Origin of the sequence: Flavobacterium sp. NG2 (assembly GCF_034119845.1) — a bacterium.
Classification (GTDB): Bacteria; Bacteroidota; Bacteroidia; order Flavobacteriales; family Flavobacteriaceae; genus Flavobacterium.
Map to the genome: position 1 here is coordinate 2,461,466 of NZ_CP139420.1, position 18,307 is coordinate 2,479,772.

The 18,307-nt window shown below is 32.3% G+C and carries 15 protein-coding genes and 1 tRNA gene; 5 read left to right on the top strand and 11 right to left on the bottom strand.

Going from position 1 to position 18,307, the window contains the following annotated elements; genetic code table 11:
• Positions 1–33: 33 nt before the first annotated feature.
• From SLW70_RS10055 to SLW70_RS10090, 9 genes are all read right to left on the bottom strand, one after another.
• Entirely contained in the window at positions 34–564 is a 531-nt protein-coding gene (locus tag SLW70_RS10055) for a hypothetical protein (RefSeq protein WP_320888215.1), read from the bottom strand.
• A gap of 53 nt (positions 565–617) precedes the next feature.
• On the bottom strand, positions 618–1,673 hold the full coding sequence (locus tag SLW70_RS10060; protein ID WP_320888216.1) for a toxin-antitoxin system YwqK family antitoxin: 1,056 nt from the start codon (positions 1,671–1,673) through the stop codon (positions 618–620).
• Between the two features lie 22 nt (positions 1,674–1,695).
• Positions 1,696–2,505 (bottom strand): hypothetical protein, encoded by an 810-nt coding sequence (locus SLW70_RS10065; RefSeq protein WP_320888217.1) that lies wholly within the window; start codon positions 2,503–2,505, stop codon positions 1,696–1,698.
• A gap of 77 nt (positions 2,506–2,582) precedes the next feature.
• On the bottom strand, positions 2,583–2,717 hold the full coding sequence (locus SLW70_RS16690) for a WG repeat-containing protein (RefSeq protein ID WP_414458251.1): 135 nt from the start codon (positions 2,715–2,717) through the stop codon (positions 2,583–2,585).
• Positions 2,718–2,849: 132 nt separating this feature from the next.
• Entirely contained in the window at positions 2,850–3,404 is a 555-nt protein-coding gene (locus SLW70_RS10070) for a hypothetical protein (protein WP_320888218.1), read from the bottom strand.
• A 40-nt stretch (positions 3,405–3,444) separates the two neighbouring features.
• Entirely contained in the window at positions 3,445–4,635 is a 1,191-nt protein-coding gene (locus SLW70_RS10075; protein WP_320888219.1) for a hypothetical protein, read from the bottom strand.
• Between the two features lie 74 nt (positions 4,636–4,709).
• Positions 4,710–5,471, bottom strand: a complete 762-nt coding sequence (locus tag SLW70_RS10080) for a LuxR C-terminal-related transcriptional regulator (RefSeq protein ID WP_320888221.1) — start codon at positions 5,469–5,471, stop codon at positions 4,710–4,712.
• 162 nt (positions 5,472–5,633) lie between these two features.
• Positions 5,634–9,305 (bottom strand): phosphoribosylformylglycinamidine synthase, encoded by a 3,672-nt coding sequence (purL, locus tag SLW70_RS10085; protein WP_320888223.1) that lies wholly within the window; start codon positions 9,303–9,305, stop codon positions 5,634–5,636.
• A gap of 624 nt (positions 9,306–9,929) precedes the next feature.
• Positions 9,930–11,450 carry a hypothetical protein gene (locus SLW70_RS10090; RefSeq protein ID WP_320888225.1) on the bottom strand — a complete coding sequence of 507 codons (1,521 nt, stop codon included), beginning with the start codon at positions 11,448–11,450 and terminating at the stop codon, positions 9,930–9,932.
• Between the two features lie 139 nt (positions 11,451–11,589).
• On the opposite strand from SLW70_RS10090, the gene SLW70_RS10095 reads away from it, so the two are divergent.
• The 4 genes from SLW70_RS10095 to SLW70_RS10110 all read left to right on the top strand — a co-directional run bounded on the left by SLW70_RS10095 (position 11,590) and on the right by SLW70_RS10110 (position 14,050).
• Complete coding sequence (locus tag SLW70_RS10095) at positions 11,590–12,018, top strand: hotdog fold thioesterase (protein ID WP_320888226.1); 429 nt, start codon at positions 11,590–11,592, stop codon at positions 12,016–12,018.
• 40 nt (positions 12,019–12,058) lie between these two features.
• Positions 12,059–13,129, top strand: coding sequence for an isochorismate synthase (locus SLW70_RS10100; protein ID WP_320888227.1), 1,071 nt, complete (start codon positions 12,059–12,061; stop codon positions 13,127–13,129).
• Positions 13,130–13,182: 53 nt separating this feature from the next.
• Positions 13,183–13,899 carry a bacillithiol biosynthesis deacetylase BshB1 gene (gene bshB1 / locus SLW70_RS10105; RefSeq protein ID WP_320888228.1) on the top strand — a complete coding sequence of 239 codons (717 nt, stop codon included), beginning with the start codon at positions 13,183–13,185 and terminating at the stop codon, positions 13,897–13,899.
• A 75-nt stretch (positions 13,900–13,974) separates the two neighbouring features.
• Positions 13,975–14,050 (top strand) — tRNA-His (locus SLW70_RS10110).
• Between the two features lie 122 nt (positions 14,051–14,172).
• Here SLW70_RS10110 and SLW70_RS10115 read toward each other — a convergent pair.
• Both SLW70_RS10115 and SLW70_RS10120 read right to left on the bottom strand, forming a co-directional pair.
• A complete protein-coding gene (locus tag SLW70_RS10115; RefSeq protein ID WP_320891742.1) occupies positions 14,173–15,126 on the bottom strand; it encodes a transposase in 954 nt (317 codons plus the stop codon).
• Positions 15,127–15,139: 13 nt separating this feature from the next.
• Positions 15,140–15,502, bottom strand: a complete 363-nt coding sequence (locus SLW70_RS10120) for a transposase (RefSeq protein WP_320888229.1) — start codon at positions 15,500–15,502, stop codon at positions 15,140–15,142.
• A gap of 138 nt (positions 15,503–15,640) precedes the next feature.
• Between SLW70_RS10120 and SLW70_RS10125 the strand changes: the two genes are divergently transcribed.
• A complete protein-coding gene (locus tag SLW70_RS10125; protein WP_320888230.1) occupies positions 15,641–18,031 on the top strand; it encodes a hybrid sensor histidine kinase/response regulator in 2,391 nt (796 codons plus the stop codon).
• The last annotated feature ends 276 nt before the right edge of the window (positions 18,032–18,307 follow it).

The window sequence follows — 18,307 nt, forward strand, 5'->3', positions numbered from 1 at the left end:
ATTATAAAGCGTTAATTGTAAAATGTGGTTGATTTAGAAAATAGGGAGAATTGGGCTACCGTCATTTTCAGTAGTAAAGCAAGTGTTTAAATAAATGTTGCATTTGGGCATTCGCTCTTTTAGTATAAAAGCTTTATCCAATATGTTTGCTTCATCTTCTTCTGAATCCAAAAAAACTTCTTTAAGGCTTTGATTGTCTAAACTCTCCACTAAATTAGTCAAAGTGATGGCTGTTTTGGTAATATTCAAACTTTGTAAAGATTGCATTTGGTTGAAAAACGGAATACTGTTTTTGGTGATTTCTTTATGCTTTCTCAGGTAGAGTAATCTTAATTCTTTGAAATTAGCCATGTGTTTTACACCTTCATCTGTAACATAGGAATCATTTAGTATTATTTCATGGACAATAGGAACACGTATGCTGATGAAATAAAAATACTCATCATCCTGTTCATCCCCAAAGCCATAACCGCCAATTAAAGGCAGTTCCTTAGGAATATCTTCGAGTTTTTCAATTCGAAAATGCCGCTGCCAGAATTTCTTTTCTTCCTTTGAGAGAGTCATTTTTATTAATTGTGATTCGTTTCTTGTTTGTTTTTATAAAACATTAAATACTTTTAAAATTCATATTGAACTGATCCATCTTCTTTATAGATATTTCCGGTTAGTTTCCATTCTCCACCTATAAATTTATATTCTGCTATTGTATATTTATGCCCATTTTCATAATATTCTTCCCATTTTCCGGTTTTAGTTCCATCAGTATAATTTCTGATTTCTCTTAATTTTCCGTTTTCGTGATAAGATTTCCATTCTCCTGAGTGTTTTCCGTTCTTAAATTTTCCAATGAAATTTAATTTTCCGTTTTTATGATAAGATTTCCATTCTCCAGATAGTTTATCAATTGAAATTTTTTCTGTTTCATGTGATTTTTTATTTACATCATAAAATTTACCTATTCCCATATCTTCGCCATTAACGTAGTAATCAATAGTTAATTTACCATCTTCGTCATAAAACTCCCATTTACCCAATTCTTTTCCATCATAGTAATATCCCATTTTTTCTAATGTCCCATTATTATAATAGTGCTTCCATCCTCCATTAGGTTTGTCATCAATGTAATTACCAATTTGCATTAATTTCTCATTATCATAATATGTTTTCCATTCTCCTGCTTTCTTGCCATCAATATAGTTTCCGATTTTTTCTAATTGGCCCTTTTTATTATAGGATTTATGCATACCTATTTGTTTCCCATCAATATAATTTACACTTGAAATTAATTTACCATTACTGTGATATGATAGTTCTTCTCCTACTTGTTTTCCATTAATATAATTTTCAATTCCGTGTAATTGTCCATTATCGTGATAATAAGTCCATTTACCTGTTTTCATTCCATCAATGTAATTGCCAATTATTTCTAATTTATTATTTTCGTGAAACGATTTATATTCTCCAGCTTGCTTCCCATCAACATAATTAACAATTGCTTCTAATTGACCACTTATATTATAAATTTTCCATTCTCCTGATGGCTTACCATCTATTCTTTTACCAATAGATTTTAGTTTACCGTTATTATAATAAAGTTTTGCAAAATTCTGACTTAGACCTATTGTAGAAGTTAAGAGTACAATTATCATTAATACATTTTTCTTTGTTTTCATATTTAGATTTTTCTTTTTTTTTTTATTGTTGTTTTAATAATTCTTGAAATGCTTTATATATTTCGGTGTTTTCAGGTTGTATTTGCTTATTTAATTTAATATTTAGAGAATACTCCATTGTTTTTGATTTAAAGCCAATGCTAGAACTTACAGGTTGTATTACATAACCATTTTCAAACTCTTGATATACGGTTCCTTTATTATAGATACTTATTATATCTTTTAGGTCAAAGCTTATTTTTTCTGTTTTTTGAAATTCTTTAAACTTAAAGATATCAAAGCTCATCGTGAAAATACTATTTAGTATTTTTACTTTATAATTATCTGTTACGGTAAAAAATCCTCCTGGTGTATCATAACCTGTTTTGAAATCAAAATAATATCTTTTTATTAATCTAAGCGACTTGTTTTTATAGTAAGATGTTTGTAATAGTTCTATTTGTTTCTTAAAAATAAATATGTCTTTATTGTTAAAGCCATAGATAGTTCTGTGTGTTCTATTTTGCTCTGTTTTAAATTCTAATTTAGAACCCGATATTTGTATTTTTTCAAACTCAAATAAATCTAGAAAGGGGGCTTTTTTAGCGATAGTTTTAATTTCAGAAGTGTCAACATCAATGTTAGTATTATTTATAATTGAAATTATTCCGTTTGAATTAGCTTGTATTTTCTTTAATTTTATTATTTCTCCATTATCGACAAAATAGATATTTCGGTTTTTATATAAAAGCGAATTGATCGTATCAATAGGGTTGTAAATTTCATAATGGCTTTGTGCTTGTATTGTAAAAGCATATAGGAATAAGGATAATATGATTATTAGATGTTTCATAATTTTATATAACTAAATTATTGTTATTTCTCTAAAATAATCTTTTATTAGTTATCTAATTTCTTTTCCTGATTTATCTATGTAGAATTTGCGATTTGCAATTTTACTTTTACAATATTGAAATCAGAAACAAATTCATAAATGCGTGGAATTACTTCCAGACCATTTTTATCAATATAGCCATATCTCTCATCTTCGTTTTTGTTTTTTATTTATAAGTAAAACTTGGTCAAGTTTTACTTATTACTACTTATTTTATGATTCATCTTAAAATAATTCTACATGTTTTAAAATACTTTTTAACATGATGAAATAAGAACTAAATGTAAGTCTTTTAAGTTTCTTTATAGGTAACTTATTGTAATGGTCCTTTTATAATAAGGAATTTTTATTATGCCAGTTGAATTTAATCCTTTTGCTATAGCATTTCCAGTAAATAGTTTTACTTGTACTTTTTGGCCATTCCAGACAACAAAAGTTCCTTTGTTGCCATTTTCAGTTTTATTAAGGTTGCCAATTTGGGTATTGATTTTTTGTGTCATGATATTTACAATATCTTCTTCATCTTTTTTGTCTTCTATAGGTTTAAGAAGCATTAATTCAACCTCTATTTCTGTTATTTTATCACCTTTGAATTTAATAAGGCATTTATAAACTTTGTTATCAAAAAAATTATCTAATACGAGCTCATTGGTATTAATTTTATAAATTCCTTTTTCATGTTCTATAAATAAATTTTTTGAATAAGACGATTTTTTTGTTCCAAGTTTGAAATTCATATAACTATTTAAATTGTCTGGTGATAAAATAATTTGATTTTTTGGGTCAATATTATCTGGAATATTATTGAGATAGTTATTTTTGTGAGCTACTGCATTTACCGTATATACGGTTGCCATTACTAGGAAAATTGTGATGATTTTTTTCATGTTTCTAGATTTAATTAATTTTTGTTTTTTCCTCCGCCGCTTTCTCAGCCTCAATTCTAGCTTTCTCAGGTTCGGTACAGTTATAATATTTCTGCCTTGCAGTTTTTTCGTCTAATTGTCTTTGAGTAACTTCTAATTGCAAACCATACAATTGCCCGTCGTTTTTAGAAATCAACCAAAATGTATGTTCTTCTAAAATAGCTTGGTGTACATTCCATTTTGTTAGGTCGTAGGTTTTAGCTACTTTGTTTTTTTTAGAGTCAAAATTGACTATAAGGTTTTGGTAAAAGAACCATACATTTTTGGTGTCTTTTTTTAGAATTTCTAAATACTCGTTTTCGCCTTCATCGGGTAATTGAATTATTTTGTGTAATTCTTTATTTGAAATAACTTTTAGGTTATCAGCAAGTACAATCAGTTTTTTGGGATTCAATAATACGGTAGCAGTAGCATTTGTTTTGACCTTTAAGTTTTGTGTATTAGAAAAATAATTATTCAAAAATTCTACTTTGATTTCCTTTTTATCATGTGTTAAATCAAAGAATAGACTGTGTCGTTTATACTTGGTGTTTGTTTGATACTCTTCAACTATTTCTTCTTGAATTGTTCCATCAAAACTGACAATCTTCCATTCATCGTTATCAAAATTGGCTAGTATAGATTCTTCTTGTATATAAAATGGTTTATCAACACCATGACCTATATAATGTTTCCATAAAAGGGTATCGTTTTTTAAATCATAACAGACTAATTGTCCGCCATTATCGTCAATAATGGTAGAAATAAATGTGGATTCATCAATGAAATAGGACTTTGTTTTTAAAGGTGATAGATTTATTTTTTGAATTGTTTCTCCAGTGTTTTTATTTAGAAATGCTGCATAATGTTTTTTATCTTCATATATGCTTGTTATGAGGGTGTTTTTATAGAGGTAAGGTGTTGTGTTGGTTTTACTATTGAGTTCTTTTTTGTATTTCAACTCAAAAGTATTTTTGTCATAACAATATAAATTGTAGTCACTCGCTATGAAGTACAATTGATTTTCATCTGAATTAATTGAAGATAAAAAATTAGTAAGCTCAGTAGGAGAGTAGTGGATTTGGGTTTCAAAAGATACAACCTGTGCGGAAACTTTAGCTGTATGAAACGCTAAAAATAAATAAATTAAGGAATATATATGGTTCTGTATATATTGTAGCATTTTGTCTTTTAAAGAATTTATAAAAATAATTAACACTTCATTAACTATCAATACCTACAAAGGGGTATTTTGCCTCATATCAAGCCCGAAGCAATACATCTATGAATCAACTCTGATACGTTTTTACAGTTTGACTTTTTATAAATATTTTTGCGGTGTGTCTTGATGGTATGTTCACTGATAGAAAGAGCTAGAGCTATTTCCTTGGTGGATAATCCGGAGTAGATTAGTTTGATAACTTCTAATTCTCTGGTTGAAAAAGCAATATATTCATTTATGTTTTGACATACTTTAATATCAGTATAGGAAGGATGATCTTGTAATCCAATTAAAGAAAAAGTAAAACTGTTGGTTTTGGTAATATGATCTATTACGGTGTGAATGTTTAACGATTTTCCAAAACGCCCGTTGTCGTCTAAGGTTAGTAAAATGGCTTGATGATTCAACATGGCATATTCGCCATTTTTCATTCGACTTCTAAAAGAATAATTGGTTTTATAGTTTAGTACCTGTTCTTTGCCGATGGTGTTAAAAAGGAAATTAATATTAGATTCTTCTGCTTTGGCTACAAAATCCATATCGTCAGGATGGATACTATTAATAATATCATCAAGTGTTACTGTTTCAGGGTCAAAACCATGAATGTCTTGTATGGAAGGACTTACATGCGAAATGGAACCATCAAAAAAGTCAATTATATAAGAGTAGTAAGGACCTAAACTAACGATGTTGCTTATGATGTTATTGAAATTGATTTCAGGCAACACCGTTTTTTGGATAGCCGTTTTTTTACCGGTATCCCATACTAATTTTAGTTTATTGGTTTCTTTGCTCATATACAAATTGGGTAAGTTAGTGGCCGAATTAAATTTAAGGTTTTTTTTGTAAGATATTGATTTTAATAAACTTTATTTTGTTAAATATATTTAGGATGGCTTGTATAAAAAAAGCGTCCCGAAATTATCGAGACGCTTTCAAAATTATTTTAAAAATAAAGATTAGTGTTTTTCAATCCACAATCTAGCATTTACAAAGGCTTCTAGCCAAGGAGTTACTTCGTCATTTCTACCTGCTGGGTAGTTTGCCCAGTTCCATTGGAAAGTAGAACGCTCGATATGTGGCATCATTACTAAGTGACGACCTGTAGCGTCACATAACATTGCTGTATTGTAATCAGAACCATTAGGGTTTGCTGGATAACTATCATAACCGTATTTACCTACGATGTTGTAGTTTTCTTCGGCTAATGGTAATTCAAATTTACCTTCACCATGCGATACCCAAACTCCTAAAGTACTTCCTGCTAAAGTAGATAACATCACCGATTTGTTTTCTTGAATCGTTACCGATGTAAAGATGCTCTCGTGTTTATGACTATCATTATGAAGCATTTTTCCGTGTACTTCGTGCTCTGGATTGATTTTCTCTAATTCCATCAATAACTGACAACCATTGCAGATACCTACAGATAAAGTGTCTTCTCTTTTGAAGAAATTATCTAAGGCAGTTTTTGCTTTTTCGTTGTACAAGAAAGCACCAGCCCAACCTTTAGCAGAACCTAATACATCCGAGTTAGAGAATCCTCCAACAGCTCCAATGAATTGTATGTCTTCTAGGTTTTCACGTCCCGAAATCAAATCGGTCATGTGAATGTCTTTTACATCAAAACCAGCTAAGTACATGGCATTCGCCATTTCGCGTTCCGAGTTACTTCCTTTTTCACGAATAATGGCCGCTTTTGGACGTGGTTTGCTATTGTCAACTGAAGGTTTTACACCTGTGAAATGTGTAGGGAAACTAAACTGTAACGGTTGGTTTTTATAGTTTTCGTAACGAGCGTGTGCTGTTCCGTTTTTAGATTGTTTTTGGTCTAACAAGAATGATGTTTTAAACCAAATATCTCTGTATTTTGCAATATCTAATCCACAAGGACCAAAGTCTAGTCTTGCATCTGTAGTAACAGTTCCTAATTTATAAAAAGAAACGTCGTTAGCTTTTAATTTAGCTTCTAAATCACCATCATTTTTCGCTTGAAAAACAAGTCCGATGTTTTCAGCAAAAAGATATTTGATAATGTCTTTTTCTTCAAAAACAGAGAAATCTATTTTTGCTCCCAAATTCACATCAGCGAAACACATTTCAAGTAAAGTAGTAATCAAACCACCACTTCCAATATCGTGACCAGCAACGATATTGTTATCTAAAATTAATTCTTGAACCGTATTGAAAGCTCTTTTGAAGAAAGCAGAATCTTTAATTGTTGGAACTTCTGTACCAATTTTATTCAAAGTTTGAGCAAATGAACTTCCGCCTAATTTAAACTCATCTTGAGATAAATTGATATAGTAAATCGAACCACCATCTTTTTGTAAAACAGGTTCTACCACTTTTTTGATGTCCGTACAATGTCCTGCCGCCGAAATAATTACCGTTCCAGGAGCGATAACTTCGTCGTTAGGATATTTTTGTTTCATCGAAAGAGAATCTTTTCCTGTAGGGATATTGATTCCTAATTCGATAGCGAAATCAGAACAACTTTGTACAGCTTCGTACAAACGAGCGTCTTCACCTTCATTTTTACAAGCCCACATCCAGTTGGCCGACAATGAAATTCCGTTTATACCATCTTTAATTGGTGCCCAAACAATGTTTGATAGAGACTCAGCAATAGCCGTTCTACTTCCTGCAGCAGCATCAATCAAAGCAGCGATAGGAGAGTGACCAATAGAAGTAGCTAAACCTTCTTTTCCTAAATAATCCAGTGCCATTACACCACAGTTATTCAATGGCAATTGTAAAGGACCTACACATTGTTGTTTAGCAACTTTACCACTTACACAACGGTCAACTTTATTTGTCAACCAGTCTTTACAAGCTACTGCTTCTAATTGTAATACTTGTTCAAGGTAAGTTGAAATGTTTTTTACAGCATAACTTAAATCAGCGTAGTTACGAGTGATAGTTTTATCGTTGATGATGGTTTTTGGCGAACTACCAAAGAAGTCTTCCAAAGCATAATCCATTGGTTTTGCACCCGTAGTTTTTGATTCGAAAGTAAAACGGTGGTCACCCGTTACATCACCTACTTGGTACATAGGAGAACGCTCTCTGTCGGCAATACGTTGTAGTGTATCGATGTCTTTTTGAGCAATAACCAATCCCATTCTTTCTTGAGATTCGTTACCAATGATTTCTTTAGCTGATAGAGTAGGGTCACCAACAGGTAATTTATCTAAATCAATTAAACCTCCTGTATCTTCTACTAATTCAGAAAGACAGTTTAGGTGTCCACCTGCACCGTGATCGTGAATCGATACAATAGGGTTGATGTCGCTTTCTACTAAACCACGAATGGCATTGGCAGCACGTTTTTGCATTTCTGGATTCGAACGTTGAATAGCATTCAACTCAATACCTGTACTCATTGCACCTGTATCAGCCGATGAAACTGCTGCTCCACCCATTCCAATTCTATAATTTTCTCCACCAAGGATAACAATTTTGTCACCCTCTTGTGGTTTGTGTTTTAATGCTTGTTCTACTTTTCCGTAACCAATACCACCTGCTTGCATGATTACCTTGTCAAAACCAAGTTTGCGAGCATCTTCTTCATGTTCGAAAGTCAGTACAGAACCGGTAATCAAAGGCTGCCCGAATTTGTTTCCAAAATCAGATGCTCCATTTGATGCTTTGATTAAGATGTCCATTGGTGTTTGGTACAACCATTTTCTTTCTTCCACTGCATTTTCCCAAGGTCTGCTATCCTGAGCGGAGTCGAAGGACTCTAATCTTGAATAAGAAGTCATGTAAACGGCTGTTCCTGCTAAAGGCAACGAACCTTGTCCTCCTGCTAAACGGTCACGAATTTCTCCACCTGCACCAGTTGCAGCACCATTGAAAGGCTCTACGGTAGTAGGGAAGTTGTGTGTTTCTGCTTTTAATGAAAGAACCGAATCAAATTCTTTTGTTTCATAAAAATCGGCTTTGTCAGCGCTTTTTGGAGCAAATTGTTGCACTTTTGGCCCTTTTACAAAAGCCACATTGTCTTTATAAGCAGACACGATATCTCCAGGGTTTTCTTGAGATGTTTTCTTAATTAATTTAAAAAGAGAAGTTTCTTTTTCAACACCATCAATTACAAAAGTTCCGTTGAAAATTTTGTGACGACAGTGTTCTGAATTGGCTTGTGAGAAAGCAAAAATTTCAGAATCTGTTAGTTTTCTTCCTAATTTGGTTGCCAAATCATTCAAATACTCCACTTCCTCTGGGCTTAAAGCCAATCCTTCGGATTGATTGTAAGCGGCAATATCATCAATGTCCAAAATAGCTTCTGGTTCAATATTGATAGTGAATATGTCTTGATTAAGTTCTGAATATTTTTGAGAAAGCATTGGGTCAAAATCAGTGAAATCAAAGTCTACAGCGTGGAATTCTTCGATTCTGATGATTCCTGAAATCCCCATGTTTTGAGTGATTTCAACAGCGTTGGTGCTCCAAGGCGTAATCATTGTGGCGCGAGGACCAACAAAAAAATCCGTCAGTGCGGATTTCTCTATTTTATTTGCATTGGCAAAAAGCCAGTTTAGTTTAGATATGTCTTGAGCCGAAATTTCGTTTTGCGTTTGTACTGCAAAAACAGTTTTGCTTTGGTTTTCAAAGAAATGGATCATTTTATATAATTTGATGTATTGCGGTGCAAATTTAGTTTAAAAAAGTAGTAACAGCAAATGCAATTAACAGTGTTTTTTTAGTTTGTTAAATAGAGTTTGGTAATTGTTTTTTAGTGACTAGAAATTAGTAGCCAGTAACAAGGAAATAGGTAGTAATAATTTGCAATTTGGCCAGGGTAAACGCATGAGTTTTACAACCGCAGATTCGCTAATTTATTTTTTTCTTAAATTTTGTTATTAGGAACGAATAAATTTACGCTAATGCCGCTTAAAGCGGTTTGTTCACAATCAAAATAAATTGAAAAATTAGCGACCCGAGTGATAGCGCACAGACGAAGCAATCTGCGGTGATTTTTTTGTCTCCAGATTTGGTCTGGTAGTTAGTTTTTTAATTTGAATAATCCAATATATTACGCGTCGGGTGTAATTATTAAAAACGTCAGTTCGAGTGTTTTTTGTGGAGAGAAACGGAACAAAACTTCTCGATTCGCTTCGCACTCGAAGTGACGTGTATCAAAAACTAATTACATTAAACGGGTAATATATAGTGTTTTTTTAGCCACGAATGCACGAATTTAGATTATTGAAAAAGTCCGAATTCGTGCATTTGTAGTATAAGGAAGGTTATTCTTTTTTCGGAAAATCTTTATTTTGATAAGCTCCTAAATCGGGTGGTGAAGTTCTTGTTGCTCCAGTGATATCCAACGGTATAATATAAGCAGGATTCCCTTTTGCGAAAGCGCTGGAAGTATTATCAATATTAAAATTGTTTTGTGCTGCTTTGTAAAACTTTGGGTCTTTGTTTGTGATAATATTGGTGTAATGAGTCGCATCGGTTGTAAATTGGTACAAAGGATTAGTTGTTGAACCAGAATATTTAATCAAACAATTATTAAAAGCATAGTTGAATGTTGCACTATCTTTTTTATCTAAACTCAATTCATTTGAATACGAGCCGTAGATGATACAATTATTAAAAGTAGCTTGAGTTAAATCTTTTGCTTCTGGTGTTGCTCCAAATGTGTAATTGCTTATGCTTACTGCCAAAGGACTGTTGCCATTCCAGTTATTATTAAAAGTACAATGAGTGAATTTGTAATTCCCTCCATAAGTACAGGCTAGGCTTGATAGTCCTGTATTGTTGATAACCATGTTTTCGCCCTCTATTTTCGCATTCTTAGCTAATATTCCGTAATTTGTACAATTGTAGATTTTGGTATTCTTGATAGGCATGATAGTGCCGGTGTTGTTTTCGACTAATAAACCGATGGTTGCATTTTTTAATGTTAAATGGTTTATCGAGTTGTTCTTAGTTTCATTGAGAAGCCAAATAGTACCCCATTGTCCAGGAATATCGGAATAAAGTGGTTCTAAGCGATCGCCTTCAAAAATGACTTCGCCCTCTAATTTTTCAGTAGTTGAAGTTGTTCCGTTGATGTTTAGAGTTCCGTTTTTAGACACAATAAGTCCTGAGTTATCATGAAAATGAACTCTTGAACCCGCATCAAACGTTACTGTTTTTCCTTCAGGAACTGCCGCATATCCGTAGATAACATAAGGTTTTTGATTCGTAAAATGAAGTTCGTTCCCGTTTATAGGGTCATTTTCATCTAAATAAAATCCTTTAATTTTTTCGTTGTTAATAGTCAGTGTTTCAGTTGTTCCGTCATTGAATTTTTGAGGGTATAAAAAAGTAGCATCTTGTATCAGGGTTACTAATTCGACGGTTTGTAAGTTAGCACCCGAATCAAATTCGATTTTATCAGTGTATAAAAAATCAGTTGGGTTGGCATCTGTAATTGAAGCCGTTGTTTCGATGAAAATATACATGCTGTCTTTGGCTAGTAAAGTAATGTTTTCAAATTCTTTACCTTGATTTCCACCCATTCCGTCAACTGTCATGCGGTATTTGGAATTTAATCTTTTGCCTAATTTTATAGTTGGGATGTTTAGATCGTTTTTGGAATTATTGTACACTTTTAAGGCGTAAGTACTTGAACCTATAGTAGTAAAAACAGTATCTAAATAAATAGTGTCCTTAGAAAAAGCTAAATTACCATTACTAGCTACTGTTTCAAAATCAGTACGGCAGGAGCAGATTGTAATTAGAATTCCAGCAAAAAAGAGTAGGGAAAAGTAACGCATTGAATTTTTTTTTGTAAAAATAGGGAAAAACAAATTTAATTTTAAAAATGATTTTCAATTATAGGTATTAAAAATCAATATTATTTACTAATTTGCTAGATTAGTTTTGTTTATTTTTACAATCGTTAAAATAAATAAGATGACATTTGATAGAGAAAAAGTCCTTGAGATATGTAATTCGATAAGTCGAAATACTTTGATGGAAACCTTGCAAATTGTATTTGTTGATGCTGGTGTTGATTTTTTAGTTGGTCGAATGGAAGTGAATTCTAGGGTTCATCAACCTATGGGGTTGTTGCATGGAGGGGCTTCTGTAGCTTTAGCAGAAAGTGTTGGTAGTGCAGCTTCGCATTTATTTGTCGATTCAAAAACACAGGAAGTTAGAGGAATTGAAATTTCAGCCAATCATCTAAAAAGTATCCGTGAGGGCTTTGTTTATGGCACAGCGCGAATGATTCATAAAGGAAGGACCATACATCTTTGGGAAATAAAAATTACTGATGAAGAAGGGAATTTAATCTCTTTATGTAAATTATCTAATATAGTTTTAGATAAAAAAATCAAGTAATAATATGTTGTTTAATACAGTATTTAGTTAATGAAAGCCTATGATTGATTTTTTTATTAAAGTGAAACAGCAAGAAGCTCAGCATTTACCATTTGTTATTTATAAAAAGCCAAATAAGAAAAAATTAGTTGGTTTTTTTCAAAACAATGATCATTTGTATTTTGCTGAAAATTTTAAAGAGAGAGGATTCGTCTTTGCTCCTTTTGAAGGCTGTCAAATGATTCTTATTCCTAAAGAAGAATCGGTTAAATGGGAAACAAGAATTGTTTTATCTAAGGAATCGGAAGAATTAGAACTAGGGGAGTATTCTAGTAATGAAAACACGATTGGTAAAGCTCATTTTGAATCTTTGGTTCAAAAAGGAATTGATGCAATAATCAAAGGAGATTTCAATAAAGTCGTGTTGTCAAGAGAAGAAATAGTATCGGTTCCAGAATTTGATTTAGTCACTGTTTTTAAAAAATTGATTGAAAATTATTCAGAAGCTTTTTGTTACTGTTGGTACCATCCTAAAATTGGTCTGTGGATGGGAGCAACACCTGAACGATTATTAAAAGCAAATAGGAAGCAATTTTACACCATGGCTTTGGCGGGTACAAAAATTGGAGACAATGCCGAAAATGCAGTCTGGAATGCTAAAGAAATGGAAGAGCAACAGATTGTAACGGATTTTATATTAGAAAATTTAAAAAATAAAACCTCGGAAATTGCTATTTCAAGTCCTTATACTTTACAAGCGGGAAAATTGCTTCATATTATAACTGATATTGAGGGAGTTATTGATGAGAATTCGAATTTAGGTGAGGTAGTTGCAGTATTACATCCCACCCCAGCAGTTTGTGGATTGCCAAAAAATGTTGCCAAAGAGTTTATCTTAGCCAATGAAGATTATGACCGAAGTTATTATACAGGCTTCTTAGGGGAATTAAATATTAAGGAGTTTGATAAGCATCAAACAAGGTCAGATTTTTATGTGAATTTGCGCTGTATGCAAATTAAAGATAAAGAAGCGCATTTGTATATGGGATGTGGTATTACCAAGGATAGTATTCCTGTAAACGAATGGAAGGAAAGTGTCAATAAGTCTTTGACGATGAAAAGGGTTTTGTAGTAAATAATTATAGATAGGAGTAGTTTAAGTAATTACTCATAGATTTAAAATAAATGAAGTTAGATATTTTAGCCTTTGGGGCTCATCCTGATGATGTCGAATTAGGTTGTTCAGGAACAATTTTAAAAGAGATTTCGTTAGGGAAATCAGTAGGAATAGTTGATTTAACTCGTGGAGAATTAGGTACCCGTGGTTCAGCTGCAATTAGAGATGAAGAAGCTGCTGCTGCTGCAAAGATATTAGGGGTTAAGGTTCGTGAAAATTTAGAAATGCGAGATGGTTTTTTTATAAATGATGAAAAACACCAGCTAGAAGTCATAAAGATGATTCGCAAGTACCAACCTGAAATCGTTTTGTGTAATGCCATTGATGACCGTCATATTGATCATGCCAAAGGAAGTAAGCTAGTCTCTGATGCTTGTTTCTTATCAGGATTGATGAAAATAGAAACGGAATATGAAGGATTGTCACAAAAAGCTTGGCGGCCTAAGGTAGTGTATCATTATATTCAATGGAAAAACATCGTTCCTGACTTTGTAGTTGATATAACTGGATTTACGGATAAAAAAACAGAATCTATTTTAGCCTATAAATCGCAATTTTATGACCCAAATTCTAAGGAGCCCGAGTCTCCAATTACATCCAAAAACTTTTTTGAAAGCCTAAATTATCGTTCCAGAGACTTAGGTAGGTTAGTAGGGGTAGATCATGCAGAAGGTTTTACGGTTGAAAGATATTTGGCTGTCAATAGTTTAGGAGATTTGATGTAATTTTTCTCAATTTATTTTAAAAAAACGTTTGTAGATGTAAAGTTTAGTTGTATATTTGCAACCGCAAACGCAAATGGTGGTTGTAGCTCAGTTGGTTAGAGCATCGGTTTGTGGTACCGAGGGTCGCGGGTTCGAGCCCCGTCTCCCACCCAGAAAGTAAAAGCCTTGAAGAAATTCAAGGCTTTTTTTGTGCTTTAAAATCTCAATTTATCTGCATGTTATAGAATTTTTGAAAAAAAAGGATCAATCCTAAAACCTGTGGAGCGACAAAAATTAAGCATAAATATTAGTTAGCCTAAAAAGGAAAAACTCAATGTTTCTAACTCCTCTAAACTGCGACCTAAAAGCTTTTATTTTGGCATTGAAGGATTCTGCCGAAGCATTAGTACTTCTGTTGTCAAAATAGTTTAATATGTTTTGATAATGATTGGTTATGGTTCGAGATATTGTGTTGAAAGACTTAAATCCTGATTGATTTACTTTTTCATGCCATTTGGCCAGTCTAGTAAAAGCAATTATTTTATCAGTTGTGTTTTCAAAGATATTGCGTAAGTCTTGTGTTAGATTGTATGCTTTATGAATATCGGGATATAAATTGAATAATAAGTCCGCACGTTCTTTTTGGTTCTGAGACCATTTTGATTTGTTTTTGTATAAAAAATAACGACTCCTAGCTAGTAGTTGTTTGAGGGTATCGCCGTTGGTTAATATTTTTGGTTCATACTTCGTTTTGCTGCTTTTAGCTTGTTCCATTGCTTCGTTTTCTTGGTCTATAGCTTTCCATCGGTGTTTAATTCTGATCTCTTGCAAAGCTTCAGTGGCAAGTTTTTGAACATGAAAGCGGTCGGTCACTTGTATTGCTTTAGGAAAACATTTTTTAGCAATTAATCCCATATTACCAGCCATGTCCAATGTTATTTCATTAACTAGGTTTCGTTGTTTAAGAGGGATTTTTTCAATAATTGCAATTACTGTTTCTGCTTTTGTTCCAGCAACCATCGCTACTATAGTGCCTTTTCTACCGTTAGCAGCTTTGTTTGTTAAAACGGTGTAAAGCTCGCCATTAGAAAGAGAGGTTTCATCAATAGATAACCGTTTTCCAATGTTTTCAGGAAAAATAAGCCATTGTTTCGCATGTGCTTTTTGATTCCAGATTTTAAAATCACTTAAGAAATCCTTGTATTGATATAGTAGGTTTTTGCCTTTGACACCATAGAAAGAGGCGATAGCATTACAATCATTAGGCTTTGAATCTATTGATTTCTTTTAAAAAAGACGCAAACTCCTGTGTTACCCGAGTTCCGTCTGCTACTAAATTCCAATCTCTAAATACAACTTGTCCAGTATCTTCGTTAAGCCATCTTCTACGAGTAATGTGTAGGTACACTTGATGTCCACGTATTGGAAAATCTTGAACAGTTATCTCATCAAAAAAACCTTTTGAACTTAATTTGTTTTGACGGTATTCTTTTGGAATCGAATTAATCTCTTTTAAGTATAAATGAAGAATTTCTTCACCTTTTTCATAAGAAGTAAGTTCAAAATAATCAACGATAATTTCTGGCAACAATAACTTGAGAAGTTCAACTAAGGAATCTTTCATTTGCATTTAATTTAAAACACAAATATCGAAATTTAATATTTCCCCACAACTTTTTGACTTGATCCAAAAAAAATAAGTTTTTTTAAAACCAAGCGCACTTATTTATCGTAAATTCAATTATCCCAAAAACAATAGAACATGCAATTAAATACCACACTTAATTGTAAAAGCATCATTTTGGCTTTTTTTATGATGTTTATTACAAGTACTTATTCTCAGTATGTCTTTTATAAAGAGACTATTCCCGAAAAAATATCCTTACATCCATTTGCTTCCATTGCAAATGTTGGCCAAGAAAAGCTAGAGATTCAGTATGTAATTCAGAACTACAATACATTTAACACTTCAAAATTAAAATCAGATAATGATGATTTAGGTTTTACTCAAGATTATTTTTGGGGAAAATTTTCGGTCAAAAATGAATCTGGTTTGGATTTGCATTATTATTTAGAAACAGCAAGACCTATTACTGATCGTGTCGAACTCTATGTAGTGGATAAAAAATCAGGAGTTATCACAAAGTTTGTTAGTGGCGACAAAATGCCTTTTAAGGAAAGAGCTTTTGATAACCGAAAAACAATTTTTAAATTAAATTTTAAACCTAATAGCTCTCTTGATATTTATTTGCATTTAAAGAGTGATGGTGAGGTGGTGAAAATGCCTTTAGAGTTATCTAATTCGGATAGTTTTGTAATAACAGAGTCATTTGAGCAGTTTATTTTTGGTGTATTCTATGGGATACTTCTAATTGCGTCGATTATTTATTTCTTTTTCTTCTTTGCCTTGAAGGAGCAAACGTTTTTGTATTATAGTTTATATGTGTTTTTCGTCAGTTTAATGCAGTTGTCATTAGATGGTTATTTTTATAAATACTTCACTCCAAATGGTGGTTGGTTATCACAACATTCCGTATTGCTATTTTCGATGATAACGGGTATTTTATTAGGAAAATATAGTGAGGTGTTTTTGAAGATAAAACAGCATAATACTATAATCTACAAATTGTTTAATGTGGTATATGGGTTGGCTTTTGTTTTAATAGGTTTTATTCTTTTTGTTCCTTCAGCCTTGGTGTATTGTTATCCTATTGCAAATGTTTTAGGGTTATTTATTTTGTTACTTATCATTAGTTCGATGGTGGTGCTTATGCGTGCAAAAGTAAGGGTTGATTCCTTTTTTGCTTCGGGTATTTTATTTTTAATAGTAGGATTTGGGGTTTTTATTCTCAATAATTTTGGATTACTCCCTAATACTTTTTTAATTCAAAATAGCTCTAAGTTTGGAACAGGTTTAGAGATAATCTTTCTTTCGCTTTCGATGGCCAATTTGATTCGGAATTTAAAGAACGAGAAAAACGAACTGAATCGCCTGGCATTAGTTCGTTCAGAAGAGATGAATGATTTAAAAACTTATTTTTTATCGAATATTAGTCATGAATTGCGTACGCCTCTGAATGCTATAATGAATTTAATTGATTCGGTTTCTAATGATGTTGAAGATGAGAAAATCAAAAGAAACTGCCAAGTAATTAAATATTCATCCCATAGTTTATTGAGTTCAGTAAATGATATTTTAGATTTTTCCAAAATTGAGAAGAAAGAAATTAAGTTGGATAATGTTGTTTTTAATCCTGCATCACTTATTGAGCAAGTGAAAAATAGTGCCGAATTAAGAGCAAAAGATAAAGGCTTAGATTTTGTGTTTACAGCTAGAAATTCGATGCCTAGATTGCTGTTAGGAGACGAAGCAAGATTAGCGCAAGTCATTAATAACGTATTGAGTAATGCGATTAAATTTACTTCTGAAGGATTTGTCAAATTTGAGATTGAGACTAAAATGAAGTCGGATAATTGTGCAAGTTTAGTATTGACAATTTCGGATTCAGGAGTCGGAATTTCTAAAGATAAAATGGATAGTATTTTTGATTCTTTTACACAGCACAATATTGATAATAAACGAAAATTTGGAGGTTTAGGATTAGGACTTTACATTGTAAAAACCTTGGTAGATATGCAAGACGGAACTATTGTGATGAATAGTTATTTGAATAAAGGCACCAGCTGTGTCATCACTTTGGATTTTAAAATGGTCGAAGCTCCCAAAGAAGAAATTATTGCGCCATTACCAGAAGTATATGATTTGGAAGGGAGAACTATTTTGGTTGTTGAGGATAATTCAATAAACCAAATGGTGATTAAAATGATTTTGAAAAAATGGAAGAATACTCATGTGGTGTTTGCAAATAACGGGCAAGAAGGCTTAGATGCTTTTAAAAGCCATTCCATTGATTTAGTATTAATGGATTTACAAATGCCTGTTATGGATGGTTATGAAGCTACAATTGCTATTCGTAATGGTGAAGCAGGGCAAGAAAATAGTTCAGTACCTATAATTGCTGTAACTGCTGATGTTATGGAAGGGACAAAGGCAAGAGTAATTGAAATCGGAATGAATGATTATTTGTCTAAACCAATTAAAAATGATTTGCTTTACAATGCAGTTAAAAAGTTGGTAACTGAACTTGTTTAGGTGTTGTTTCAGTACTAAAACTTTGAGATTAATTGAATAATTTGATTATCCTAGAAACGAAAAAAACCACTAAATCGTTGAATTTAGTGGGTTTTGTAACCATTTGCTTTTCAGCTCGCGGAGAAAGAGGGACTGTTTTGAATTATGAACCCCTTGTATTTGTTGACTTTACAGACAATTCTCAGAATAAGTGCACCGAATTGTGCACCCTTTTTTTTGACTCCATTTAGCACTTATATTGCATGACTCAAATTTACAAAATTAAGTTCAAAAATG

Bases quoted from the DNA above. Each gene is read 5' to 3' on its own strand.
- SLW70_RS10095 (WP_320888226.1), top strand. From the start codon at position 11,590: ATGACATTTGATAGAGAAAAAGTCCTTGAGATATGTAATTCGATAAGT.
- SLW70_RS10080 (WP_320888221.1), bottom strand. From the start codon at position 5,471: ATGAGCAAAGAAACCAATAAACTAAAATTAGTATGGGATACCGGTAAA.
- bshB1 (WP_320888228.1), top strand. From the start codon at position 13,183: ATGAAGTTAGATATTTTAGCCTTTGGGGCTCATCCTGATGATGTCGAA.
- SLW70_RS10070 (WP_320888218.1), bottom strand. From the start codon at position 3,404: ATGGCAACCGTATATACGGTAAATGCAGTAGCTCACAAAAATAACTAT.
- purL (WP_320888223.1), bottom strand. From the start codon at position 9,305: ATGATCCATTTCTTTGAAAACCAAAGCAAAACTGTTTTTGCAGTACAA.
- SLW70_RS10100 (WP_320888227.1), top strand. From the start codon at position 12,059: ATGATTGATTTTTTTATTAAAGTGAAACAGCAAGAAGCTCAGCATTTA.
- SLW70_RS10120 (WP_320888229.1), bottom strand. From the start codon at position 15,502: ATGAAAGATTCCTTAGTTGAACTTCTCAAGTTATTGTTGCCAGAAATT.
- SLW70_RS10055 (WP_320888215.1), bottom strand. From the start codon at position 564: ATGACTCTCTCAAAGGAAGAAAAGAAATTCTGGCAGCGGCATTTTCGA.
- SLW70_RS10090 (WP_320888225.1), bottom strand. From the start codon at position 11,450: ATGCGTTACTTTTCCCTACTCTTTTTTGCTGGAATTCTAATTACAATC.
- SLW70_RS10075 (WP_320888219.1), bottom strand. From the start codon at position 4,635: ATGCTACAATATATACAGAACCATATATATTCCTTAATTTATTTATTT.
- SLW70_RS10060 (WP_320888216.1), bottom strand. From the start codon at position 1,673: ATGAAAACAAAGAAAAATGTATTAATGATAATTGTACTCTTAACTTCT.
- SLW70_RS10065 (WP_320888217.1), bottom strand. From the start codon at position 2,505: ATGAAACATCTAATAATCATATTATCCTTATTCCTATATGCTTTTACA.
- SLW70_RS10125 (WP_320888230.1), top strand. From the start codon at position 15,641: ATGCAATTAAATACCACACTTAATTGTAAAAGCATCATTTTGGCTTTT.